The following is an 18,495-nucleotide window of genomic DNA, read 5'->3' as shown; positions in this document are numbered from 1 at the left end:
ATGACATGACCGACGACACTGTGGCGGCGAAGATCACCGTCGACGCACCAGCCGAGACCGTTTTCGACCTGCTGGCCGATCCGGCCACCCACGCCGCGATCGACGGCACCGGCTGGGTTCAGCAGCCGGTGGACGTCGGCCGGCTGACACGAGTCGGGCAGGTCTTCCGGATGGGGATGTTCCACGAGGGCCACCCGAACAAGCACTACGAGATGTCCAACCGTGTCGAGGTCCTCGACCGGCCCCTGGCCATCGCGTGGATGCCTGGAGCCGAACCCCGTCATATCCCGGGCCGGGACGCCTTCGAGGGCGACACCGTCGAATACGGCGGCTGGATCTGGCGCTACGACCTCGAACCCGACGGGGCAGATCGCACCGTCGTCACGCTCACCTACGACTGGTCACGCGTGCAGGACCCCGACATGGATTTCCCGCCGTTCGGCCCCGAGCATCTGGACAACTCCCTGAAACATCTTGCCGAGCTGGCCGAGCGCACCTAAGTCCCGAGCTTCTCCGGGATCTCGCCCGGCCGGTATCCGGGTAGCCGCGAGGCGGGCAGGATCGCGACGGCGCTGACGCCGGCCAGGATCAGCAGGCCGAGCTTGAGCGCGCGCAGCCGCGCATCGGTGTTCACCTGCACCGCCGCCTCCACCTCCGCTTCGGAGGCGTCCGTCGCCGCGAGCACTTCGCGCAGTTGATCGTTGCTCACGAAGTTGACCTGGTCGAGGTCGACCTGCGCGATGAGCCGATCAGGAATGTCGACGTTGTTGACGACTGCTTGACCGACGTTCAGAGACAGGATGCCGACCAGCATGGCGCCGGCGATCGCCGTTCCGACAGCCGAGGCCAGGTTCTGTGTGGTGCCCCGCACCGAGCCGACATCGCCCGCGAGTTCCTTCGGTGCGGCCGTCACCAGGACGTTGAAGACCAGAGTGACCAGCGCGCCCTGACCGACGCCGAAGACGAAGAGCCCCAGGATGGTCGGCAGAGTTTCCCAGTTGTTCGTCACGACGAACGAAAGCCACAGCAGCGCAACGGTTGTCAATGTGAACGAGAAGACACCGATGACGCGTGGCGCGAAGCGCTTGTAGAACCGCACCACCAGGGTCGCAGTGATGAACACCGTCAGGTTGAATGGCAGCATGGCCAGCGACGTGTCGAACGGGGTTCGGCCCTGCACGATCTGGATGTACAGCGGCACCGTGAAGTTCAGCGCGGCTTCGAGCGCGACCACGATGAACATCGCATAGACCGCTGCGCGCTCGCGTGAGGATCCGAGCACCGACAAGCTGACCAGTGGCACCTTGCCCGTGCGGGTGCGGGTCCGGGTCCACAGGAAGAAGGCCTGTCCCAGCACGATTCCGACGACCACCAATACCGGCGCGGGCGACAGTCCGGCGATGTCGAACGGCGCGTCCGCGTTGGCCTGCAGAACGCCCCACCCGTTCAGATTGTTGAAACCGAGCGTCAGCGCCACGATGGCAGCGCCGATCAGCAGTGCCGCGAACACATCGATGTCGACGGATTTGTCACCGGGCGCCGAGCGCAACCGGAAACTGAACACGAACACTGCGATCGCGAGCACCAGGACGATGACGAACACCGGGCGCCAGCCGACGAACGTGCCCAGGGTGCCACCGATCAGGAATGCGCTGACGCCCGACAGCGCGCGCGCAGAGCCCAGCGAGCCCACCGCTGTAGCCTGTTGCGTCCCAGAGTAGTTCGCGGCGATCAGCGCGACCAGCGACGGCACGATGATGGCTGCCGACGCACCGGCCACACCCTGCGCGGCGATCACCCAGGCGACCGACGGCGACAGCACCATCATCAACGCCGATCCGGCGAACGCCGCGACGACGACCCGGAACACCACGATCCATCCGACGCGCTGGCCGATCTTCGCGCCGACCATGACCAGGGCAGCCACCACCAGCCCATAGGTCACGATGGCGGTGCTGACCGCGGTCGGAGGGACGCCGAAGTCCTCGACCATCCCACCGATCGAAACCGGCAGTGCCGCAACGTTGAACGACATCAGCATCTGCGCGAGGAACAAGCCCACCATCGGGATCCACGAGGAACGAACCTCGTTGTCCACCACTGGTTCGTCGGTCACCTTCCGTCCTTCCGTCGGGCCGCGAGCGTGTGCGCCTGTGAAGCGAAGATGTTGAGTCCCAGCACCCGTGAGAGGTAGGCCGTGGCGCGCTGGCCACGCACGCTGTTACCCGCAGGGTCCAGCGGCGGAGAGAAGGTGCCGATACCCGCCTTACCCGGCGCGATCGTCACGAGTCCGCCGGCCACACCGGATTTACCGGGCAGGCCGATCTCGAAGAGCCATTCGCCCGAACGTTCGTAGGCGCCCGTGGAGGCCAGGATTGCCAACGTGTCCCTACACACCCCGGCCGACACCACGCGCCGCCCGGTCACGGGGTTGACTCCCCCGTCGGCCAGCGTCGCTCCCATCACCGCGAGATCGGTAGCGGTGACCCGCAACGAGCACTGCCGCGTGTACACGTCGACAACCTCGAGCGGGTCGAGGTCGATGCGGCCGTAGCTTTCCAACAGGCGTGCGATGGCGCGGTTACGTTGATTCGTCTGTGCCTCAGACTGATACACCGTCTCGTCGACCTGCAGTGGCCGTCCCGCGAATTCTGACAACCCGGACTCGATTGCACTCCACCGTTCAACGGAGGTGGCGCCGGGCACAAGTGCCGTCGTCGCGATCGCCCCGGCGTTGACCATCGGGTTCATCGGATGGCCGTCGTTCAGTTCGATGGCGATCACCGAATTGAACGGCAGGCCGGTGTTGTTCACGCCGATGCGGTCGGCGACGGCGTCGTGTCCGAGCGACTCGCACACCAGGGCGTAGACGAACGCCTTGGAGATGGACTGGATGCTGAACTCGATGCCGGCATCTCCGGCCGCGTGCACGCTCCCGTCGACTTCGGCGACACAGACGGCAAACCAGTCCGGATCGGCTTGCGCGAGCACCGGGATGTAGTCGGCGACCACACCGCCGGATTCCGACCGGCAGCGCCGGTACGCGGCTTCGACGAGCGACTCGACTTCCGTCCATTCAGGAAGTCCGCCGGTATAGGCCTGCTGCGCAACGTCGCCGACATCGACGTCCATCGCGGTCCCCCTCCCCGGCCCGCTGTCGCCGGTCGTGGCGACGCCGGGCACCTTCGAGACTAGGCAACCGGGCCGCCTAGCGGTCCCTTTCTGCGCGCAGTCGCCGAACCGCCGCCACGGATTTGACGACGGCGGCCACCAGCGGCGCACCGATCACCATGCCGAGCAACCCCGCCGCGGTGCCGCCGATCATCGTGGCGAGCAGCACGGCCACCGGATGCAGGCTCAGCGATGAGCCAAGAGCCCACGAGCTGACCGCGCTCTGGATCGTGCCGTTGGAGACGACGAACGTGATCCCCAGGATGAGCGCCGCCGTCGGGCCCTGCGCACCGAACGCGATGAGCACCACGAACACACCCGTGATCCACGCACCGAGGAACGGGATGAACGACAGGACGAAATACAGGATGAAGATCGGGATGGCCAGCGGCACACCGAGCAGCAGCAGCGGCACCATGAAGATCGGGGCGGTGACCAGTGCCGTGACGGCGGTGCCTTTGAAGTAGCCGCGGACCGACTGGCGGGTCAGGGCGACGACCTCGGCGACCTCGTCGGCGTGCAGTGCCGTGCTGCGCGACAGCCAGCCGGGGAAGCGGTTCGCGTCTCGCAGCGCGAAGAACAGGAAGAATGCCGCCAGCAGCACGCCCATGAACAGCGACACCGCACCGAAGAAGGTGTCGGTGACCGCGCCGAGGACACCCTGCCCGAGTTGCGGTGCGTGCGCCTCGAAGGCGGATCGGGCGCGGGTGAGCCACTGGGTGTCGAAGTCGAGGCCCGCGACGTAGTCGACCAGCGACGTCCATCCGGAGATCAGCTGCCGGTAGATCTCGGGCCACTGCTGCAGGAAACCCCACACCACAACGGCTACCATCCCCGCTGTCACCGCGACGGCGGCCAGCAGCGTCAGCGCAGCCGCCGGCGCGGCCGAAATTCCGAGCCGGCGCAACCCTTCCGAGACCGGCTCGAGCACGATTCCGAGGATGACGGCGATCACCAGCGGGATGATGATGCCGCTGACGGCGCCCAGCGCAGCAGCGGCGACGACGGTCAGCGCGACGATTCCCAGCACGGACCAGCTCGCGACCCCGGCCCGGTGTAGCACCGTGGGGGAACGCTGCGACGCGCCGTCCCCGGCACCTGCGGCCATGTGCGTCGATTCTGCCCGAGGCGTCCGGCGACGACCGGACAACGCGCCGCCAACTCCCGAGACGGCCGGCTCAGCGCGCGCGGCGCGGAATCTCCGGCACGCCGGCCAGCAGGCCCCGCTGCGGGATGCCGTCGATCGGCTCGGCGGCGACCCCGAGTTCGGCGAGCACGTCGTTGGCCGCCAGCACACCCGACATCGACGACCGCTCCATCAGGCCCGACAGGTAGGGCAGTTCGACGAAATCCCCGGCGATCCGCAGGCCGCGGGCGTCGGTGCGCACCCGCGGCCGTGACCCTGCCGAGCCCGGCGGGAAGGACGGGGCCGTGGACTCCAGCCGGTCGTGGCTGTGCAGCACCTGCGCCTCGGAGGTTTCCGGCCACAGGACGGCCAGTTCACGGCGCAGCGCCTGAGCCGCGGTGTCGGCGTCGCTCAATGCGCAGGAGTACGAATGCAATTCGATGATCGATCCGCCCGTGGCGTCGGCCCACCGGCGGCTGGGTTCCTCGAGTCGGGAATAGATCGCGATGGAATCGAGGTTGGGCTGGCCTGTCACCGCACTGAACACCGCCCTGTCCGCGGCGACGTCACGGTCCAGCCACAGCCGGCTGACCGCGAATGGTGGTGCCACAGTGAGTTTTTCACAGTGCTCGGCAAGCTGGGGCGCGACCGAACCCAGCTCCGAGGCGGCCGCCAGCGACCGCAACGCACCCGGATCGAGCGCCAGGATCAGATGCCTGGTCCAGAGCCCCTCGCCACTGGCCAGCTCGACGCGCCAGCCGTGGCCCTCGGGCGCGACATTCGTCGCCGCGGCTCCGAGGCGGATATCGGCGCCGTGTCGAATCAGGTGCTCGCGCAGCGGATTCCATATCGCTGTCGCGTGGTCGGTGTTGGGCACGTCGAAGCCGATACCCTCCGGGTTGCCCAGGAAGTAGTAGTGGAACATGGCCACCAGTTCGGCTGCCGACAGTGCGTCCTGGTTGCAGAAGAACGACCGCGCGAATGCCTCGAACAGCATGCTGCGGGTGCGCTCGGTCATCCCGAGGCGGTCCAGGAATGCCGCGGCGTCGACGTCGTCGAATTCGGCGATCGTGGTGGCGCGGTCGTAGGCGAGCAGGGCCCGCCCCGCTTCGGGGTCGGCGCGCAGCATCTCGCTGCGGGTCAGGCTCTTCGAGCGCAGCACCAGCGCCAGCAGGTTGAACGGGGGTGCGGCGGGCAGGCCGGAGAGGTCTTCGGCGGGCCACGTCGCCGAGATGACCGGGTAGTGCGGCACCGGGTCGAGGAAGGCCAGGTCCGGGTCGGCTCGCCGCAGAATGGCGCGCCACGTGTAGTAGTGGCGGAAGAACGCGTGGAAGCCGTGCTCGATGATCTGCGTGCTGCCGTCGGGCAGGGATTCGGGCCACGCGCCCAGTCGTCCCCCGAGATGGCCGGCCGCCTCGATCAGGGTGACGCGCACGCCGCGTTCGGCGAGCACCACGGCCGCGGACACCCCCGCGAGGCCGCCGCCCACGACGACGGCCTCGGTTCCCGGCGCGACATCTCGCGGAAGCGCCGGATCCGGCGTCACCAACGGGATCCGGCGCATGCGTAGCGGCGCCGCGCGCCGCTTCAACGGGTCACCCACGACGCCTCCACAGAGTCACCGCGAACGGGATCGCGACGGCACCCATGATGATCCCTCCGGTGACTGCCGAGCCCGGCAGCCCGAAGAACACCGCGTGCGCCATGACCGACGAGAAATACACCCACAGGTACAGCGTCGCGGCGGGGCCCGACGGTGCGTCCTCGCGGGGCAGCGCGGCGTGCAGCACGCCGAGCATCACCACCGACACCAGCAGCCACCCGGCGTAATTGGTCAAGGGCACACCGGGAATGAGAGGCAGCCCCGGCTCGAAATCGAACCAGAACCAGTGCCCGGCGGCCACCATCTGGGGATCCAGGAACACGTCCCAAGCGGTCAGCGCGAACGCGGCGATCAGCACGACGGCGGCGCCGCGGCGCGCGAGAGTGCGGGCCACCACCAGCGCAGGCCACGCCATCATCACCCACGCCAGCGGGACGACCAGCGGAACGCCGAGAAGTTCCGGCCCCAGCGTGCCGGTGTAGGCGTACGGCCCGAACGGGAATCCGGTCGCGACGCCGACCGCCTCGGCCACCAGTCCACCGCCGCCGGCGATCACGATCAACAGGATCGCGCGCGCGACGCCGTGCAGCCGGGCCACATCGGCGACCGCAGCCATGAAGAAGACGATCACGCTCGTCACGGTCACCGAGGTGCGCCACGGCTCGGGCATCAGGGGGTAGAGGATCTGCACCGCGATCGCCGCGGCCACCAACGACCAGCTGATGCGCGGAGCGCGGAACCTCACTACAGGGGCGGCCAGAGCCACGCGTGGACCTCCGGTGTCGTTGACGGACGGCGACGATGTCGTACCTGCGGAAGGCACAGCGGCTTGGCTCCGTAGAGTTTGCAGATGCCCGGTGCTCGTCCGCGTGAAACGCTGCGAATCCTTACCGTGGCCGGGTCTGTGCTGGCCTGCCTGGGTACCACCCACCAGATTCTCAACCAGCGCCTGCTGCGACGCCCACCGACCGATCCGCCGCCGGTGGACACCGCCGTGTCGGTGCTGATCCCGGCGCGCGACGAGGCACACCGAATCGCGCCGACGATCCGGTCGGTGCTCGCCCAGCGGGGGCTCGGCGACGTCGAGGTGATGGTTCTTGATGACAACTCCACCGACGGTACCGCTGCCGTCGTCGAGTCGGCCGCGGCGGGCGATCCGAGACTGCGCATCCTGGCCGGGACCGCTCCGCCGGCCGGATTCCTGGGCAAGCCGCATGCGTGCGCGCAGTTGGCGGCGTCCGCGCGCGGGGAGATCCTCGTGTTCGTCGACGCCGACGTGACCCTGGCGCCCGACGCGGTGGCCGCCGCGGTCGCCGTCCTGCGGGGTCCGGAGCCCTTCGATCTGGTGAGCCCGTGGCCCCGGCAGGTCGCCGTGGGGGCGCTCGGCCGGTTGATCCAGCCGCTGCTGGCGTGGTCATGGTTGACCACGCTTCCGCTGCGGATCGCCGAACGCTCCCGGCGTCCGTCGATGGCGGTGGCCAACGGGCAGTTTCTCGTGGTGGAGGCCGACGCGCTCGCCCGTGCCGGCGGCTGGGATTCTGTGTCGGGGGCGGTGCTCGACGACATCGGGCTGGCTCGTTCCGTGCGGGTGGCGGGCGGACGCACCGGGCTGGCCGACGGATCGCAGTTGGCGTCGTGCCACATGTATCTCGACGGGCGCGAACTCTTCGACGGGTACCGCAAGTCGCTGTGGGCGGCGTTCGGCTCCCCCGCAGGTGCGGTGGCCGTCGGCGCGGCGTTGATCGTCGTCTACGTCGTCCCCGCCGTCGGCGCGGTGCGCGGGCACCGGATCGGGGCGGTCGGCTACGCGGCTGCGACCGTCGGGCGGGTGCTGGCGTCGAGGTGGTCCGGCCGTCCGTGGGACGCAGTCGCCCATCCCGTCTCCGTCGCCGCGCTGGTCGGGATACTTGCGGCATCCTGGGTCGGCCGGGTGCGGGGCACCCTGCACTGGAAGGGTCGCGCGCTGTGAGCGCGGTGGTGGTGATCGGCGCCGGCCTCGGCGGGCTGGCGGCCGCGGCGCGGCTCGCGGCGGCCGGCCATCAGGTGACCGTGTTCGAGGGCGCCGTCGAGGTCGGCGGCAAGTTGGGGGTCTGGGAACGCGACGGGTTCCGGTTCGACACCGGTCCGTCGTTGCTGACCGTTCCGGCGGTGTTGGAGCAGCTGTTCACCGACACCGGCGGGCCGACCGACCTCGTGTTGCAGCCGGTGGAGCCGGCGTTCACCTACGTCTTCGCCGACGGCACCGAGCTGACCGTCCCCCATGAGCTCGCGCGGATCCCGGCGGCGTTCGACGAGGCGCTGGGCCGCGGCGCAGGCAGTGCATGGCAGCGGCTGCACGCCCGGTCGCGGCGGCTGTGGGAACTGGTCGGCGAGCCCGTGCTGCGCCGCCCGGTGTCGCTGGCGGCGCTGGCCCGGATGAGCGCCCGGCCCGCCGATCTGCGTGCCGTCGCGCCGTGGCAGACGATCGACGCGCTGGGCAGGAGCCTGCTGCCCGACCCGCGAATGCGCATGTGGCTCAACAGATATGCCACCTATTCGGGTTCGGATCCGCGCCGGACGCCGTCGGTGCTCGCGGTCACGTCGTTCGTCGAGCAGGAGTTCGGCGCCTGGTATGTGGACGGCGGGCTGCGCCGCATCGTGGACGCGATCGCCGCCCGCTGCCGTGAGCTCGGCGTGGTCATCGAGACCGGCAGCCGGGTCGACGGGATCCTGGTGGGCGATCGCCGCGTCCGCGGGGTGCGGGTGGGCGGCCGAGAGGTGTCCGCCGACGTGGTGGTGTGCAATGCGGACGCCAAAGACCTCTACGACGGTCTGCTCCCGTCCGGCGTCGCGGCGGGTGCGCGCCGGCGGGTGCGACGGACGCCGCGGTCGATGGCCGGGTTCGTGTTGTTGCTGGGGCTTTCGGGCCGCAGCGAGGGCGCGGCGCACCGCGTGTACTTTCCTGCCGACTACGCCGCCGAGTTCGACGCGATCTTTGGGCGGCGGCCGCACCCGGTGGCCGATCCGACCGTGTACGTGCACTCGCCCGACGATCCTGCGCTGCGCCCCGACGACGACCACGAAGGCTGGTTCGTGATGGTCAACGCCCCCTCACATGCCCCCTCGCTCGCCCCCGACCGCGGCGTCGACTGGGACGCGCCCGGCCTGCGCGAGCGCTACACCCGACGAGTGCTCGACGTCCTCGCCGCGCGCGGCGTCGACGTCGCCGACCGCATCCGCTTCGTCGAGACACTGACGCCCGCCGATCTGCAGCGCCGTACGGGCGCCCCGGGGGGCGCGATCTACGGCACCGCGTCACACGGCCCCCGCGCGGCGCTGCGCCGCCCGGCCAACCGGGGCGCGATCCCCGGGCTGTACCTGGTCGGCGGGTCGGCCCATCCCGGGGGCGGCATCCCGCTGGTGCTGATGTCGGCCGAGATCGTCGCCGGCCTCATCGGTCGGGCGGGAACCGCGCAGGGATCGTCCGCCGCACCCCGATGACAAGCTGCACCATGCCGACGATCCCGACGACCGTCCACGCGACGGCCGTCGCACTCGCCCAGTCCCACCCGATCAGCGGCAAGCCGGTCGGGGACGCGGCGGTGCCGAGTGCGGCCGCTGCCACCAGAATCAACCGGGTGGGCCGCTCGGCGACGGTCACCGCGCCGACGCCGGGCATCCCGACCGACTGTGCCCGAGCGCGGAGGTACTCCATCACGAACAGCAGCGCCAGCGACGCCAGCACCCACGGCAGCGGCGCACCGAGCGCCGCCAGTGTCGCGCCCAGCGCCAGATCGCCGAGGCGATCGGCCACGGCATCGACGACCGCGCCGAGAGGGCGCGCGCGCCGGGTGCGCATCGCGACGGCACCGTCGAGTCCGTCGAGGACGCCCGCGGCGATCACGAGCACGGCCGCCAGCGCCGGCCACCCGGGCCCTTCGACCGCCGCCCACGCCCCGACCAGGGTCAGCAGACCGAGGGCCGACAGGACGTCGGGCGGCACACGCAGCACCGGCCCCCTGGCAAGCGCCCAGATCATCCGCAGCCAGCCGCGCACCATCGGGGACGGCTGCACCCCGCCGTGCAACGCGGACCACTGCGCGTCCTCAGCCGGCCCGTCTGTCATCGCTCCAGCCTGCCAGGCACGCCGATGAGCCGGGTGCGCAAACTCGCCTCTGACATCGGCCGGACGTTCCCGGTCAGCGACCTGACGCTGTGGGCGGCCGGCGCGACGTACTTCGGCGTGATCGGGCTCGTGCCGCTGGCCCTGGTGTCTCTGTGGGCCGTCGGACGGCTCGTCGGCGAGGACGCCGTCGTCGCGGCCATGGACGCCGGGATCGCCGGACTACCCGACGGGCACGGCACACCGGAGGCGTTGCGGACCTTGACGTCGGTGGCCCTGGCGATGTCCTGGCCGCAGGCGCTGGTCGTGTTGTTCCCGGCCAGCCTGTACGGCGAGGGCCTGCGTCGGGCGTTCGTCCAGATGACGGCCACGAAGGACAAGTTGACCGGCTGGCGGGGCCGGGCGGGGCTGCTCGGCGTCGCGGCGGTCGCGCCGTTCCTGGTGCTCGCCGTGCTGGCATCGTCGTCGTACGTCGGGCCCTTGTACGCGGCGGGCGGGTGGTCGCTGGTGTGGGGTGTGGTGGTCGCGTTCCACATCGTGTGGATCGCGGTGTCGACGGCGTTGCTGGGCGTGTTCGGCCTCATCGGGCCGGGACGGTTACGGCTGCGTCCAGTCGTGATCGGCGCGTTCAGCACGGGCGCCATCGTCGCCGGGTTCCTCCAGGGCTTCCTGCTCTTTCTGGCCATCCCGATCCCGTGGTCCGCGCCGTTCGGGGGCCTGCCCATCGTCGGTGCGGTGTCGGCGCTGGCGCTGTGGCTGTTCGTGCTGCACATCCTGGTGCTGTGCGGATTCCGCGTCACCGTCGTGCTCGACGAGCTGATGCGCACCTAGCCGCGGACGGCCCCCCACGGTCGGCGGGTCAGCGGTGGTGTGTCGGTGCGCTGCGGCACGATATGCGCATGCTTCCCGGTGACCGAGGTGATACCGCGTCGCTGCGCAAGGCGCGCGGCGCGTTCTTCACCCCGGTCCAGGTCGCTCGTTTCCTCGCCGGATGGGCGGTCCGGCACCCCGGGTCCGCCGTCCTCGAACCGTCCTGCGGTGAGGCAGTCTTCCTGCACGAGATCGGGCGCGGCGGCCACGAAGGCCCCCTCGTCGGCGTCGAGATCCACGCCGGTTCCGCCGCCGCCGCCGAGCACAGCCTTCGCGAGGGCGGTATCGACGCCACGATCCACGCGCGGGATTTCTTCGTGCACAACGAGTTCGGTGCCTATGACGCGGTGGTCGGCAACCCGCCCTACGTCCGCTACCAGGATTTCACGGGCGAGTCACGCGCCCGCGCCCGTCAGGCGGCGTTGCGCGCGGGGGTCAGTCTGTCCAACCTCGCCTCCTCGTGGGCGGCGTTCACCGTGCATTCGGCGCTGCACCTCAAGCCGGGCGGCCGGCTGGGGCTCGTGCTGCCCGCCGAACTGCTCAGCGTCAACTACGCATCCGGTGTCCGGCAGTTCCTGATGGACCACTTCAGCTCGGTGGGCCTCGTGCTGTTCGACGAGCGCGTGTTCCCCGGGGTCCTCGAAGAGGTCGTGCTCCTGCTCGCGGACGGCTACCACCCCGGCGGGGGCAGCGGCGCCACGCACATGCATCTGTCCGAGGTGCGGGATGCCGAGGCGCTGGACCGCGAAACCTCCGCACGCCGCTGGACGCCACCGGCCAACGGCGCCAAGTGGTCGGCCGGGCTGATGTCGGCCGCGGGTCTGTCCGCGTTCGACGCCGCCGTCGGCGGTGAGGCGTTCACCGTCCTGGAGACGTGGGGGGACACGACGCTGGGAATGGTGACGGGCAGCAACCGATTTTTCACGCTGTCCCCCGCCAAGGCGGAGGCGCTCGGGCTGGCCGACTCCGACGTGATCCCGTTGTCGCCGCCGGGGTCGCGTCACCTGCGCGGCCTCGGGCTGACCGGTCAGGCCTTGCGCAGCCTCGGGGAGGCGGGCCGCTCGACGTTGCTGTTCCGCCCGGCCGCGCAGCCCTCGCAGGCGGGGTGGCACTACATCCGCTCGGGCGAGGATCTCGACGTGCACGAGGCCTACAAGTGCCGCGTCCGAAACCCTTGGTGGCGGGTGCCGTATCTGCGTCCCGCCGACCTGTTCCTCACGTACATGAACGCCGACACCCCGCGGCTGACCAGCAACCGCGCCCGGGCGCACCACCTGAACTCGGTGCACGGCGTGTACCTGCGCGACGAGTTGCGCCGAGACGGCATGAACCTGCTGCCGCTGGCGTCCCTGAATTCGGTCACCCTGCTCGGCGCCGAGACGGTGGGGCGCGCCTACGGTGGTGGCATGTTGAAGATCGAGCCGCGGGAAGCCGACCTGCTCCCGGTGCCGTCCCCAGATCTCGTGCGCCGCAACGCCGCGCAGCTACGCGGTATCCGGGCCGAGATCGCCGGGCTGCTGCGCGAGGGCCGGCTTCTCGATGCGGTCGCGGTCGTCGACGAGGCACTGCTGATCGATTCGTCGAGCCTGACCCGGCAGCAGTTGAGGGCCGTCCGCCGAGATCACGCCGGCCTCACCGCACGCCGTGTCGCCCGGGGAAAAGTCAACGGTGGCAGGTAAACCGAGCTCGAAGTCCCTCGCCTGGCCGCTCTTCGACGCAATCGTCGCCCGGTCGGCGTTCAAGGACGTCAACCCCTGGACCACCGAGGGTTCGTTCTCGCCGGACTATGACGCGTTGCGCAAGCTCCTCGCGGTGCCGATCCTGCTCGGTGCCGAAAGCCGTTCGGGTGTACCGGCACTCGCGCTGGACGTGTGGGTCGCCTACGAGCTGCGGCGCGCCGGGCTGGATCCCGATGCGGTGTGGCCCCGCGCGGAGGCACCGCGCGTGGTCGACCGCGACGTGCTGAACTTCGTGAAATCGATCCCGAAAGCGGCGCGCAAGGAGCTCATGGAGCGACTGCGCGCCGGCGGCGGCATCGGCGCCGCCTCGGCCAACATCGCGGGCAAGAACTACTTCAAGCAGGTCGACGTCATCATGTCGTCCTGGCAGACGGGTCCCGAGCTGCTGATCTCGACCAAGCGCATGGACTCCTCGTTCGGCAAGAACGCCGCCAACCGTGTCGAGGAGTCCTACGGGGACGCGAAGAACCTCGCCCTGCGCCATCCGCTCGCTGCGCTGGGCTTCATGTACTCGCTGCGGTCCACGGCCTATACGGAGGAGCGCAGGCAATTCGATTGGATCGTCGACCTTCTCATCAAACTGGGCCGAGAAGACGACGCCTACGACGCGTGCGCCCTCGTGGTCCCGGAATGGGAGGGCGACGCACCTATCGACGAACCGCCTGCCGCCGACGACGCCGTCATCGAGCCGTATCTCTTCGAGATCGACGAGGGTTCCGTCGACGATCCGCCGGCGGTCGACGTGACGGCGCAGCTGGCCGTCCTTCCGGACGTGACCCTGCGCACCGATCTGGTGCCCGACGAGCTCAGCCCGGCCCGGTTCTTCACGCGGATGCTGACCATCGTGCTGGACAACTCGAACATCACCCAGCACGAAGAGGCGCGGCTGCGGCGCAGTCAGGCCGTCGGCTAGGGTTTGCCACTCGTGCACAACGACATCGACGAAACCCGCAGGCGGCTTCGCCGGGCACAACGCCGGTGGACGGTCATCGCGATCTGCGCGTCGCTGTTCTTCGTCGCGGTGTATGTCCTGGCCGTGCGCACCACCACCGGTCAGGCCGTCGAGAATGCCGCACTCAACGGCGCCGAACAGGTCGGGGAGCGCGCGTTCCTCGCGGCCAGCAGAGCACTGAGCACCATCACCTATTCGTCGCTGGCGTTGGCGACCGTGCTGGTCGGTGCCGTCGGGCTGCTCCGGCGGCAGGTCCATCTCGCCGTCGCGGCGATGGCTGTCATCCTCGGCAGTCAGGCGGCCACACAGATCCTCAAATACGTTGTGCTGCAACGCCCTGAACTCCTGACCACCAACGAGTATCTGGAGAACACGCTGCCCAGCGGGCACACCACAGCCGCCATGTCCGTGCTTTTCGCGACGCTCATCGTGATGCCGTACCGCTTCCGCGGGGTCGCGATGTTCGCCGCCCTCACCTGGGCGGTCGGTATCGGCGCCTACACCGTCATCGCGCGCTGGCACCGGCTCTCCGACGTCCTCGCCGCCGACGCGGTCACCCTTGTGGTTGCTTGCGGCGCAGCGCAGTTCCTCGCACGCACGGATCGCATCCGGGCGGTCGTGTCACCCGGGGCTGCCCGGTACACGTTGCGGACGGTCTTCGTCGCATTGGTCACCGTCGTGGGGACAGTGAGCCTGGCACTCGGCGCGGTGGCGCTGCTCGCCGCGCTCTACGGCGACATCGACTCCACCGTGGAATGGCGGCTGTTCCTCAGCGCGCAGTGGCTGGCAGCCGCGGGGTCGATCTTTGCCGCGCTGCTGTTCTGGTGGACGTGGCACCGCCTGGAGACCAAGCGTCGCGGAGACCCCGTCGCCGACCGCTGATCAGGCGGTCGGCTCGCTGGACCCCTTGTCGACGTCCGGGGTGTCATCCTCAGAACGCTTGTCGGAATCCTTGTCGGTGTCGGCGGACTTCGAAGCGGTCGAGCCCTCTTCGTCGTCGTAGATGCCTTTACCACGGGTCATTGATGAAGCCTCTCAGTGAGACGCGGAGCGGAGCTTGTCGAGCAGCGGCGCTGCTGCCTCTTTCAGGAAAGCGTCTTGGGTGTCCCCGCCGACCTGCACGAGGGCGATATCGGTGAACCCGGCTTCCCAGTATGCACGGACCGACTCGACGATCGCGTCGAGGTCGGGACCGCACGGGATCGATTCGGCGACATCCTCCTTGCGGACGAACTGCGTCGCGCCATCGAAGCCGGCGGTCGTCGGCAGGTCTGCGTTGACGGCCCATCCGCCGGCGAACCAGCGGAATTGGTCGTGGGCGCGCTCGATCGCCGCGTCGCGGTCGGGGTCCCAGCTGATCGGGATCTGGCCGATGACGCGAACGTCGCCGGGCAGGCCGGTGCCCCTGCGAGTCTCATGCCACGAGTCGACGAGATCCTTGTCGGGCTGCACCGCGATCAGATGGTCGGCCAGCGGCGCGAACATCTCGACGGAGCGGTCACCAGATACCGCCGCGGCGATCGGCAGCGGCACGTCGGGAACATCCCACAGCCGCGCGGAGTCGACCTCGAAGTACTCGCCCTTCCAGTCGACCATCTCGCCGGTCTGCAGCTCCCGGATGATCTGGATCGCCTCCTTGAGCATGCCCTGGCGCCGCGCGACGGTGGGCCATCCCTTGCCGACGACGTGCTCGTTGAGGTTCTCCCCGCTGCCCAGGCCCAGCGTGAAACGGCCGTCGGCCAGGATCTGCAGGGTCGCCGCCTTCTGCGCGACGATCGCCGGGTGATAGCGCACCGTCGGACAGGTGACGTACGTCATCAACTCGACGCGTTCGGTCGCGTGCGCGACAGCGCCCAGCACCGACCATGCGTACGGTGCGTGGCCCTGCGACGACAGCCACGGGAAGTAGTGGTCACTGGAGACCTCGAAGTCGAAGCCCACCTGTTCCGCCGATACCGCATAGCTGACAAGGTCTTTCGGTCCGCTCTGCTCAGTCATCAGGGTGTAGCCGAATCGAGTCATGCGCGTCGTGTACCCGGGGTGGCCCAGGCAAAACGACGTTCTGCACTGGACCGCTGCGGATCTTGACGGATACGGTTTACGCGCAGCTACCACCCCATTGCCCGAGCCAGGAGGCGCGGTGGAACTCATCGGCCGCGGCGAAGAGGTGCGATCACTCGATGAGTTGCTGTCCGCTGTGCGCGCCGGGCAAAGCCGAACGCTGATACTCAGCGGCCCGCCCGGCATCGGGAAGACAGCCCTACTCGAAGAGGCAGCCGCAAGGGCCGCCGACTGCCGTGTGGTGCGCATCACCGGCATCGAGTCGGAGATGGAATTCGCGTTCGCGGCTCTGCAACTCATGTGCTCGGCCATGTGGGATGGGATCGACGCCATCCCCGTACCGCAGCGGACTGCGCTGCTGCGAGCTTTCGGAGTCGATCAGGGCCCTGCTCCCGATCCGTTTCTCGTGGGACTCGCGGCGCTGGGCGTCGTGTCCGAAGCCGCTCGGCATCGACCTCTCGTAGTGCTCGTCGACGACCACCAGTGGCTGGACCGGGCTTCTCGACACGTGCTCGCGTTCGTCGCGCGTCGGCTCGCCGCCGAATCTGTCGCCGTCGTGTTCGCCGCCCGCACCGTCGGCGACGAGCTCCGTGGGCTCCCGGAAACGGTGGTGCGTGGCCTCCGCGATACCGAGGCGCAGACGCTGCTGGCGCGTCACATCGACGGCCCACTCGACAGTCGGGTACGTGATCAAGTCATCGCGGACGCCCACGGAAACCCGCTCGCGCTGCTGGAGTTGCCTCGTGCGGTGAGCCGAGCCGAACTCGCAGGCGGGTTCGGCGCGCCGGGTGCGCCGTTGACCCACAGCCTCGAAGGAGCCCTGCGACGCCAGATCCAGGATCTCCCGGTGGCGAGCCGTCGGCTGTTGGCGCTGGCGGCCGCTGATCCCATCGGAGATCCGGCTGTGCTGTGGCACGCAAGCTACGTCCTCGGGATCGACGCCGGCGCCGCTGCCCCTGCTCTCGACGCCGATCTGTTAGCGATCACGAGCCGAGTGGTCTTCCGTCATCCGCTGATCCGGTCGACCGCGTACCGAAGCGTGCCCATGTCGGACAGGCAGCAGATCCACGTGGCGCTGGCCGCGGTCACCGACGCGCGCCTCGATCCCGATCGGCGGGCGTGGCATCTGGGGCTCGCAACTCTTGCACCGGACGATGAGGTGGCCGACGAGCTCGAGCGCAGTGCCGGTCGCGTGCAGGCGCGAGGCGGAATCACCGCCGCAGCAGCGTTTCTCGAACGCGCAAGCGAGCTGACGTCCGACCCGGCGCGCCGGTTCGATCGCGCCATCGCGGCCGCATCGGCGAAAGCCGACGCAGGCCTTCTCGATGCAGCCAACGATTTGCTCAAAACCGTCGAGGGCGGATATCTGACGGACCTTCAACGGGCGCGCGCAGACCTGGTTCGCGCACAGCTGGCCATGATCACCAGCCACGGCAACGACGCTGCTCCGCTGATGCTGAACGCTGCTCGTCGTCTCGAACCGATCGACGCGCGGTTGGCCCGCGAAACCTACCTCGATGCGATGGCTGCTGCACTCTTCGCCGGCCGACTCGCTGCCGAGGGCGGAAGCATGCTCGATGTGGCCGAGGCGGCAAGTGCGGCCATCCGGGTGCTCAGCACCCCGGGGCCGGCGGACCTCCTCCTCGACGGTTTGGCGACCCAGTACAACGCCGGGTTCGACAAGGGATTCACCACCGTGTGTGAAGCGCTGACCCGGTACGGCCACGGCATGCAGATCGAAGAGGAGCTGCGCTGGATGTTGTTGGCGTGTCTGGCCGCGTCGCGGGTCTGGGATATCGAGCGGCATATTTCGCTGTCGCTTCGGTATCTGGAAATCGCCCGGACATCCGGCGCGCTCGCCCATCTTCCGTTGGCTTTGAGTAGCCGATTCCTCCCCCTCATGATGATGGGCGACTTCGACGCGGCGGCGGAGGTGGCGCTCGAAATGGGCGCTGCCATCGACGCTATGGGCAACAGTCTGAGTCCCTACTGCGCTATCGTCCTGGCAGCCTGGCGAGGCCGGCGCGCGGAAGTGGAAACTCTCGCCACGGCGGCTCGCGTCGACGCCGAACATCGCGGCGAGGGACACGGGCTGACGGTGATCGCCTGGGCTGAGGCAGTCATGGCCAACGGCAGCGGCGATTACCGGACCGCACGCGACCGCGCCTCCTACGCTTCTGCGTGCCGGGGAGACGGTGGAGCGTCGTGGTGGAGCCTGTGCGAGCTGATCGAATCCGCCGCGCGGCTCGACGACCTGCCCACCGCCACTGCCGCATTGGAGCTCCTCGCGGAGACGACAACGCTCAGCGCCACCGACTGGAGTCTGGGCATCGAGGCACGCTCACGCGCCGTGGTCAGCGAGGACGACTCAGCAGAGCACCACTACCTCGAAGCCGTCGAGCGTCTCGCACGCGCGGGATTGCGCCCTGACCAGGGGCGTGCGCATCTGCTGTATGGGGAGTGGCTCCGTAGGCAACGCCGCCGGATCGATGCGCGCACCCACCTGCGGGCCGCGCACGACCTGTTTACCAGCATCGGCATGGAAGCGTTCGCCGAGCGCGCCGCGCGCGAACTGCAGGCGACCGGTGAAACGGCACGCCGCCGGACCGCGACGCCGACGGTTGTCACTCTCACCCCGCAGGAGACTCAGATTGCCCGCCTCGCCCGGGAAGGTTTGTCCAACCCTGAGATCGGCGCTCGTCTGTTCATCAGCGCTCGCACCGTCCAGTATCACCTGAGCAAGGTTTTCGCCAAGCTCGGAATCCACTCGCGGAGTCAGCTCGACCGCGCGTTGCCCGATGTCGACCACCGCTGAGCTGCGTGACTGGCCACTGGCGGATGCGAAGAAGCGGCCTGCCTTGACAGGCTTCG

The 18,495-nt window shown here is 69.3% G+C and carries 16 protein-coding genes; 8 read left to right on the top strand and 8 right to left on the bottom strand.

Annotated features, from left to right (window positions below; all coding sequences use genetic code 11):
• Positions 1 to 5: 5 nt before the first annotated feature.
• Positions 6 to 500, top strand: coding sequence for an SRPBCC family protein (locus tag ACAG24_RS03005; protein ID WP_370471201.1), 495 nt, complete (start codon positions 6 to 8; stop codon positions 498 to 500).
• On the opposite strand, the gene ACAG24_RS03000 is transcribed toward ACAG24_RS03005, so the two are convergent.
• The 5 genes from ACAG24_RS03000 to ACAG24_RS02980 all read right to left on the bottom strand — a co-directional run bounded on the left by ACAG24_RS03000 (position 497) and on the right by ACAG24_RS02980 (position 6,666).
• Positions 497 to 2,116 carry an MFS transporter gene (locus ACAG24_RS03000; protein ID WP_370471200.1) on the bottom strand — a complete coding sequence of 540 codons (1,620 nt, stop codon included), beginning with the start codon at positions 2,114 to 2,116 and terminating at the stop codon, positions 497 to 499. The two genes, ACAG24_RS03005 and ACAG24_RS03000, sit on opposite strands and share 4 nt — an antisense overlap.
• Entirely contained in the window at positions 2,113 to 3,132 is a 1,020-nt protein-coding gene (glsA, locus tag ACAG24_RS02995; RefSeq protein ID WP_370471199.1) for a glutaminase A, read from the bottom strand. Before glsA ends, ACAG24_RS03000 begins: the two co-directional genes overlap by 4 nt.
• A gap of 76 nt (positions 3,133 to 3,208) precedes the next feature.
• Entirely contained in the window at positions 3,209 to 4,279 is a 1,071-nt protein-coding gene (locus tag ACAG24_RS02990) for an AI-2E family transporter (protein WP_370471198.1), read from the bottom strand.
• Positions 4,280 to 4,349: 70 nt separating this feature from the next.
• Positions 4,350 to 5,900 (bottom strand): FAD-dependent oxidoreductase, encoded by a 1,551-nt coding sequence (locus ACAG24_RS02985; protein WP_370471197.1) that lies wholly within the window; start codon positions 5,898 to 5,900, stop codon positions 4,350 to 4,352.
• Positions 5,893 to 6,666 (bottom strand): carotenoid biosynthesis protein, encoded by a 774-nt coding sequence (locus ACAG24_RS02980; RefSeq protein WP_370471196.1) that lies wholly within the window; start codon positions 6,664 to 6,666, stop codon positions 5,893 to 5,895. Before ACAG24_RS02980 ends, ACAG24_RS02985 begins: the two co-directional genes overlap by 8 nt.
• Before the next feature lie 84 nt (positions 6,667 to 6,750).
• On the opposite strand from ACAG24_RS02980, the gene ACAG24_RS02975 reads away from it, so the two are divergent.
• A complete protein-coding gene (locus ACAG24_RS02975; protein ID WP_370471195.1) occupies positions 6,751 to 7,869 on the top strand; it encodes a glycosyltransferase family 2 protein in 1,119 nt (372 codons plus the stop codon).
• Positions 7,866 to 9,380 carry a phytoene desaturase family protein gene (locus ACAG24_RS02970; RefSeq protein ID WP_370471194.1) on the top strand — a complete coding sequence of 505 codons (1,515 nt, stop codon included), beginning with the start codon at positions 7,866 to 7,868 and terminating at the stop codon, positions 9,378 to 9,380. The genes ACAG24_RS02975 and ACAG24_RS02970 overlap by 4 nt, the downstream gene beginning before the upstream one ends.
• On the opposite strand, the gene ACAG24_RS02965 is transcribed toward ACAG24_RS02970, so the two are convergent.
• A complete protein-coding gene (locus tag ACAG24_RS02965; protein WP_370471193.1) occupies positions 9,331 to 10,005 on the bottom strand; it encodes a CDP-alcohol phosphatidyltransferase family protein in 675 nt (224 codons plus the stop codon). The genes ACAG24_RS02970 and ACAG24_RS02965 overlap by 50 nt on opposite strands.
• A gap of 24 nt (positions 10,006 to 10,029) precedes the next feature.
• On the opposite strand from ACAG24_RS02965, the gene ACAG24_RS02960 reads away from it, so the two are divergent.
• From ACAG24_RS02960 to ACAG24_RS02945, 4 genes are all read left to right on the top strand, one after another.
• Positions 10,030 to 10,833, top strand: coding sequence for a YhjD/YihY/BrkB family envelope integrity protein (locus ACAG24_RS02960; RefSeq protein ID WP_370471192.1), 804 nt, complete (start codon positions 10,030 to 10,032; stop codon positions 10,831 to 10,833).
• Positions 10,834 to 10,901: 68 nt separating this feature from the next.
• Positions 10,902 to 12,551: an Eco57I restriction-modification methylase domain-containing protein gene (locus ACAG24_RS02955; protein WP_370471191.1), complete on the top strand. Its 1,650-nt coding sequence runs from the start codon at positions 10,902 to 10,904 to the stop codon at positions 12,549 to 12,551.
• A complete protein-coding gene (locus ACAG24_RS02950; protein WP_370471190.1) occupies positions 12,541 to 13,524 on the top strand; it encodes a hypothetical protein in 984 nt (327 codons plus the stop codon). The genes ACAG24_RS02955 and ACAG24_RS02950 overlap by 11 nt, the downstream gene beginning before the upstream one ends.
• Before the next feature lie 12 nt (positions 13,525 to 13,536).
• Positions 13,537 to 14,445: a phosphatase PAP2 family protein gene (locus tag ACAG24_RS02945; protein ID WP_370471189.1), complete on the top strand. Its 909-nt coding sequence runs from the start codon at positions 13,537 to 13,539 to the stop codon at positions 14,443 to 14,445.
• Here the strand turns inward: ACAG24_RS02945 and ACAG24_RS02940 are convergent, their stop codons facing one another.
• Positions 14,446 to 14,586: a hypothetical protein gene (locus ACAG24_RS02940; protein ID WP_370471188.1), complete on the bottom strand. Its 141-nt coding sequence runs from the start codon at positions 14,584 to 14,586 to the stop codon at positions 14,446 to 14,448.
• Between the two features lie 12 nt (positions 14,587 to 14,598).
• Positions 14,599 to 15,585: an LLM class F420-dependent oxidoreductase gene (locus tag ACAG24_RS02935; RefSeq protein ID WP_370471187.1), complete on the bottom strand. Its 987-nt coding sequence runs from the start codon at positions 15,583 to 15,585 to the stop codon at positions 14,599 to 14,601.
• Positions 15,586 to 15,703: 118 nt separating this feature from the next.
• On the opposite strand from ACAG24_RS02935, the gene ACAG24_RS02930 reads away from it, so the two are divergent.
• Positions 15,704 to 18,439 carry a helix-turn-helix transcriptional regulator gene (locus ACAG24_RS02930; RefSeq protein ID WP_370471186.1) on the top strand — a complete coding sequence of 912 codons (2,736 nt, stop codon included), beginning with the start codon at positions 15,704 to 15,706 and terminating at the stop codon, positions 18,437 to 18,439.
• Positions 18,440 to 18,495: the final 56 nt, after the last annotated feature.

The sequence above is a fragment of the Mycobacterium bulgaricum genome (assembly GCF_041287165.2).
Classification (GTDB): Bacteria; Actinomycetota; Actinomycetes; order Mycobacteriales; family Mycobacteriaceae; genus Mycobacterium; species Mycobacterium bulgaricum.
This window is presented reverse-complemented; position numbering and strand designations above follow the sequence as displayed.

What these genes read in the sequence shown, in the direction of transcription:
- ACAG24_RS03005 (WP_370471201.1), top strand. Translation starts at nt 6, where the DNA reads ATGACCGACGACACTGTGGCGGCGAAGATCACCGTCGACGCACCAGCC.
- glsA (WP_370471199.1), bottom strand. Translation starts at nt 3,132, where the DNA reads ATGGACGTCGATGTCGGCGACGTTGCGCAGCAGGCCTATACCGGCGGA.
- ACAG24_RS02990 (WP_370471198.1), bottom strand. Translation starts at nt 4,279, where the DNA reads ATGGCCGCAGGTGCCGGGGACGGCGCGTCGCAGCGTTCCCCCACGGTG.
- ACAG24_RS02975 (WP_370471195.1), top strand. Translation starts at nt 6,751, where the DNA reads ATGCCCGGTGCTCGTCCGCGTGAAACGCTGCGAATCCTTACCGTGGCC.
- ACAG24_RS02965 (WP_370471193.1), bottom strand. Translation starts at nt 10,005, where the DNA reads ATGACAGACGGGCCGGCTGAGGACGCGCAGTGGTCCGCGTTGCACGGC.
- ACAG24_RS02960 (WP_370471192.1), top strand. Translation starts at nt 10,030, where the DNA reads ATGAGCCGGGTGCGCAAACTCGCCTCTGACATCGGCCGGACGTTCCCG.
- ACAG24_RS02955 (WP_370471191.1), top strand. Translation starts at nt 10,902, where the DNA reads ATGCTTCCCGGTGACCGAGGTGATACCGCGTCGCTGCGCAAGGCGCGC.
- ACAG24_RS02940 (WP_370471188.1), bottom strand. Translation starts at nt 14,586, where the DNA reads ATGACCCGTGGTAAAGGCATCTACGACGACGAAGAGGGCTCGACCGCT.
- ACAG24_RS02935 (WP_370471187.1), bottom strand. Translation starts at nt 15,585, where the DNA reads ATGACTCGATTCGGCTACACCCTGATGACTGAGCAGAGCGGACCGAAA.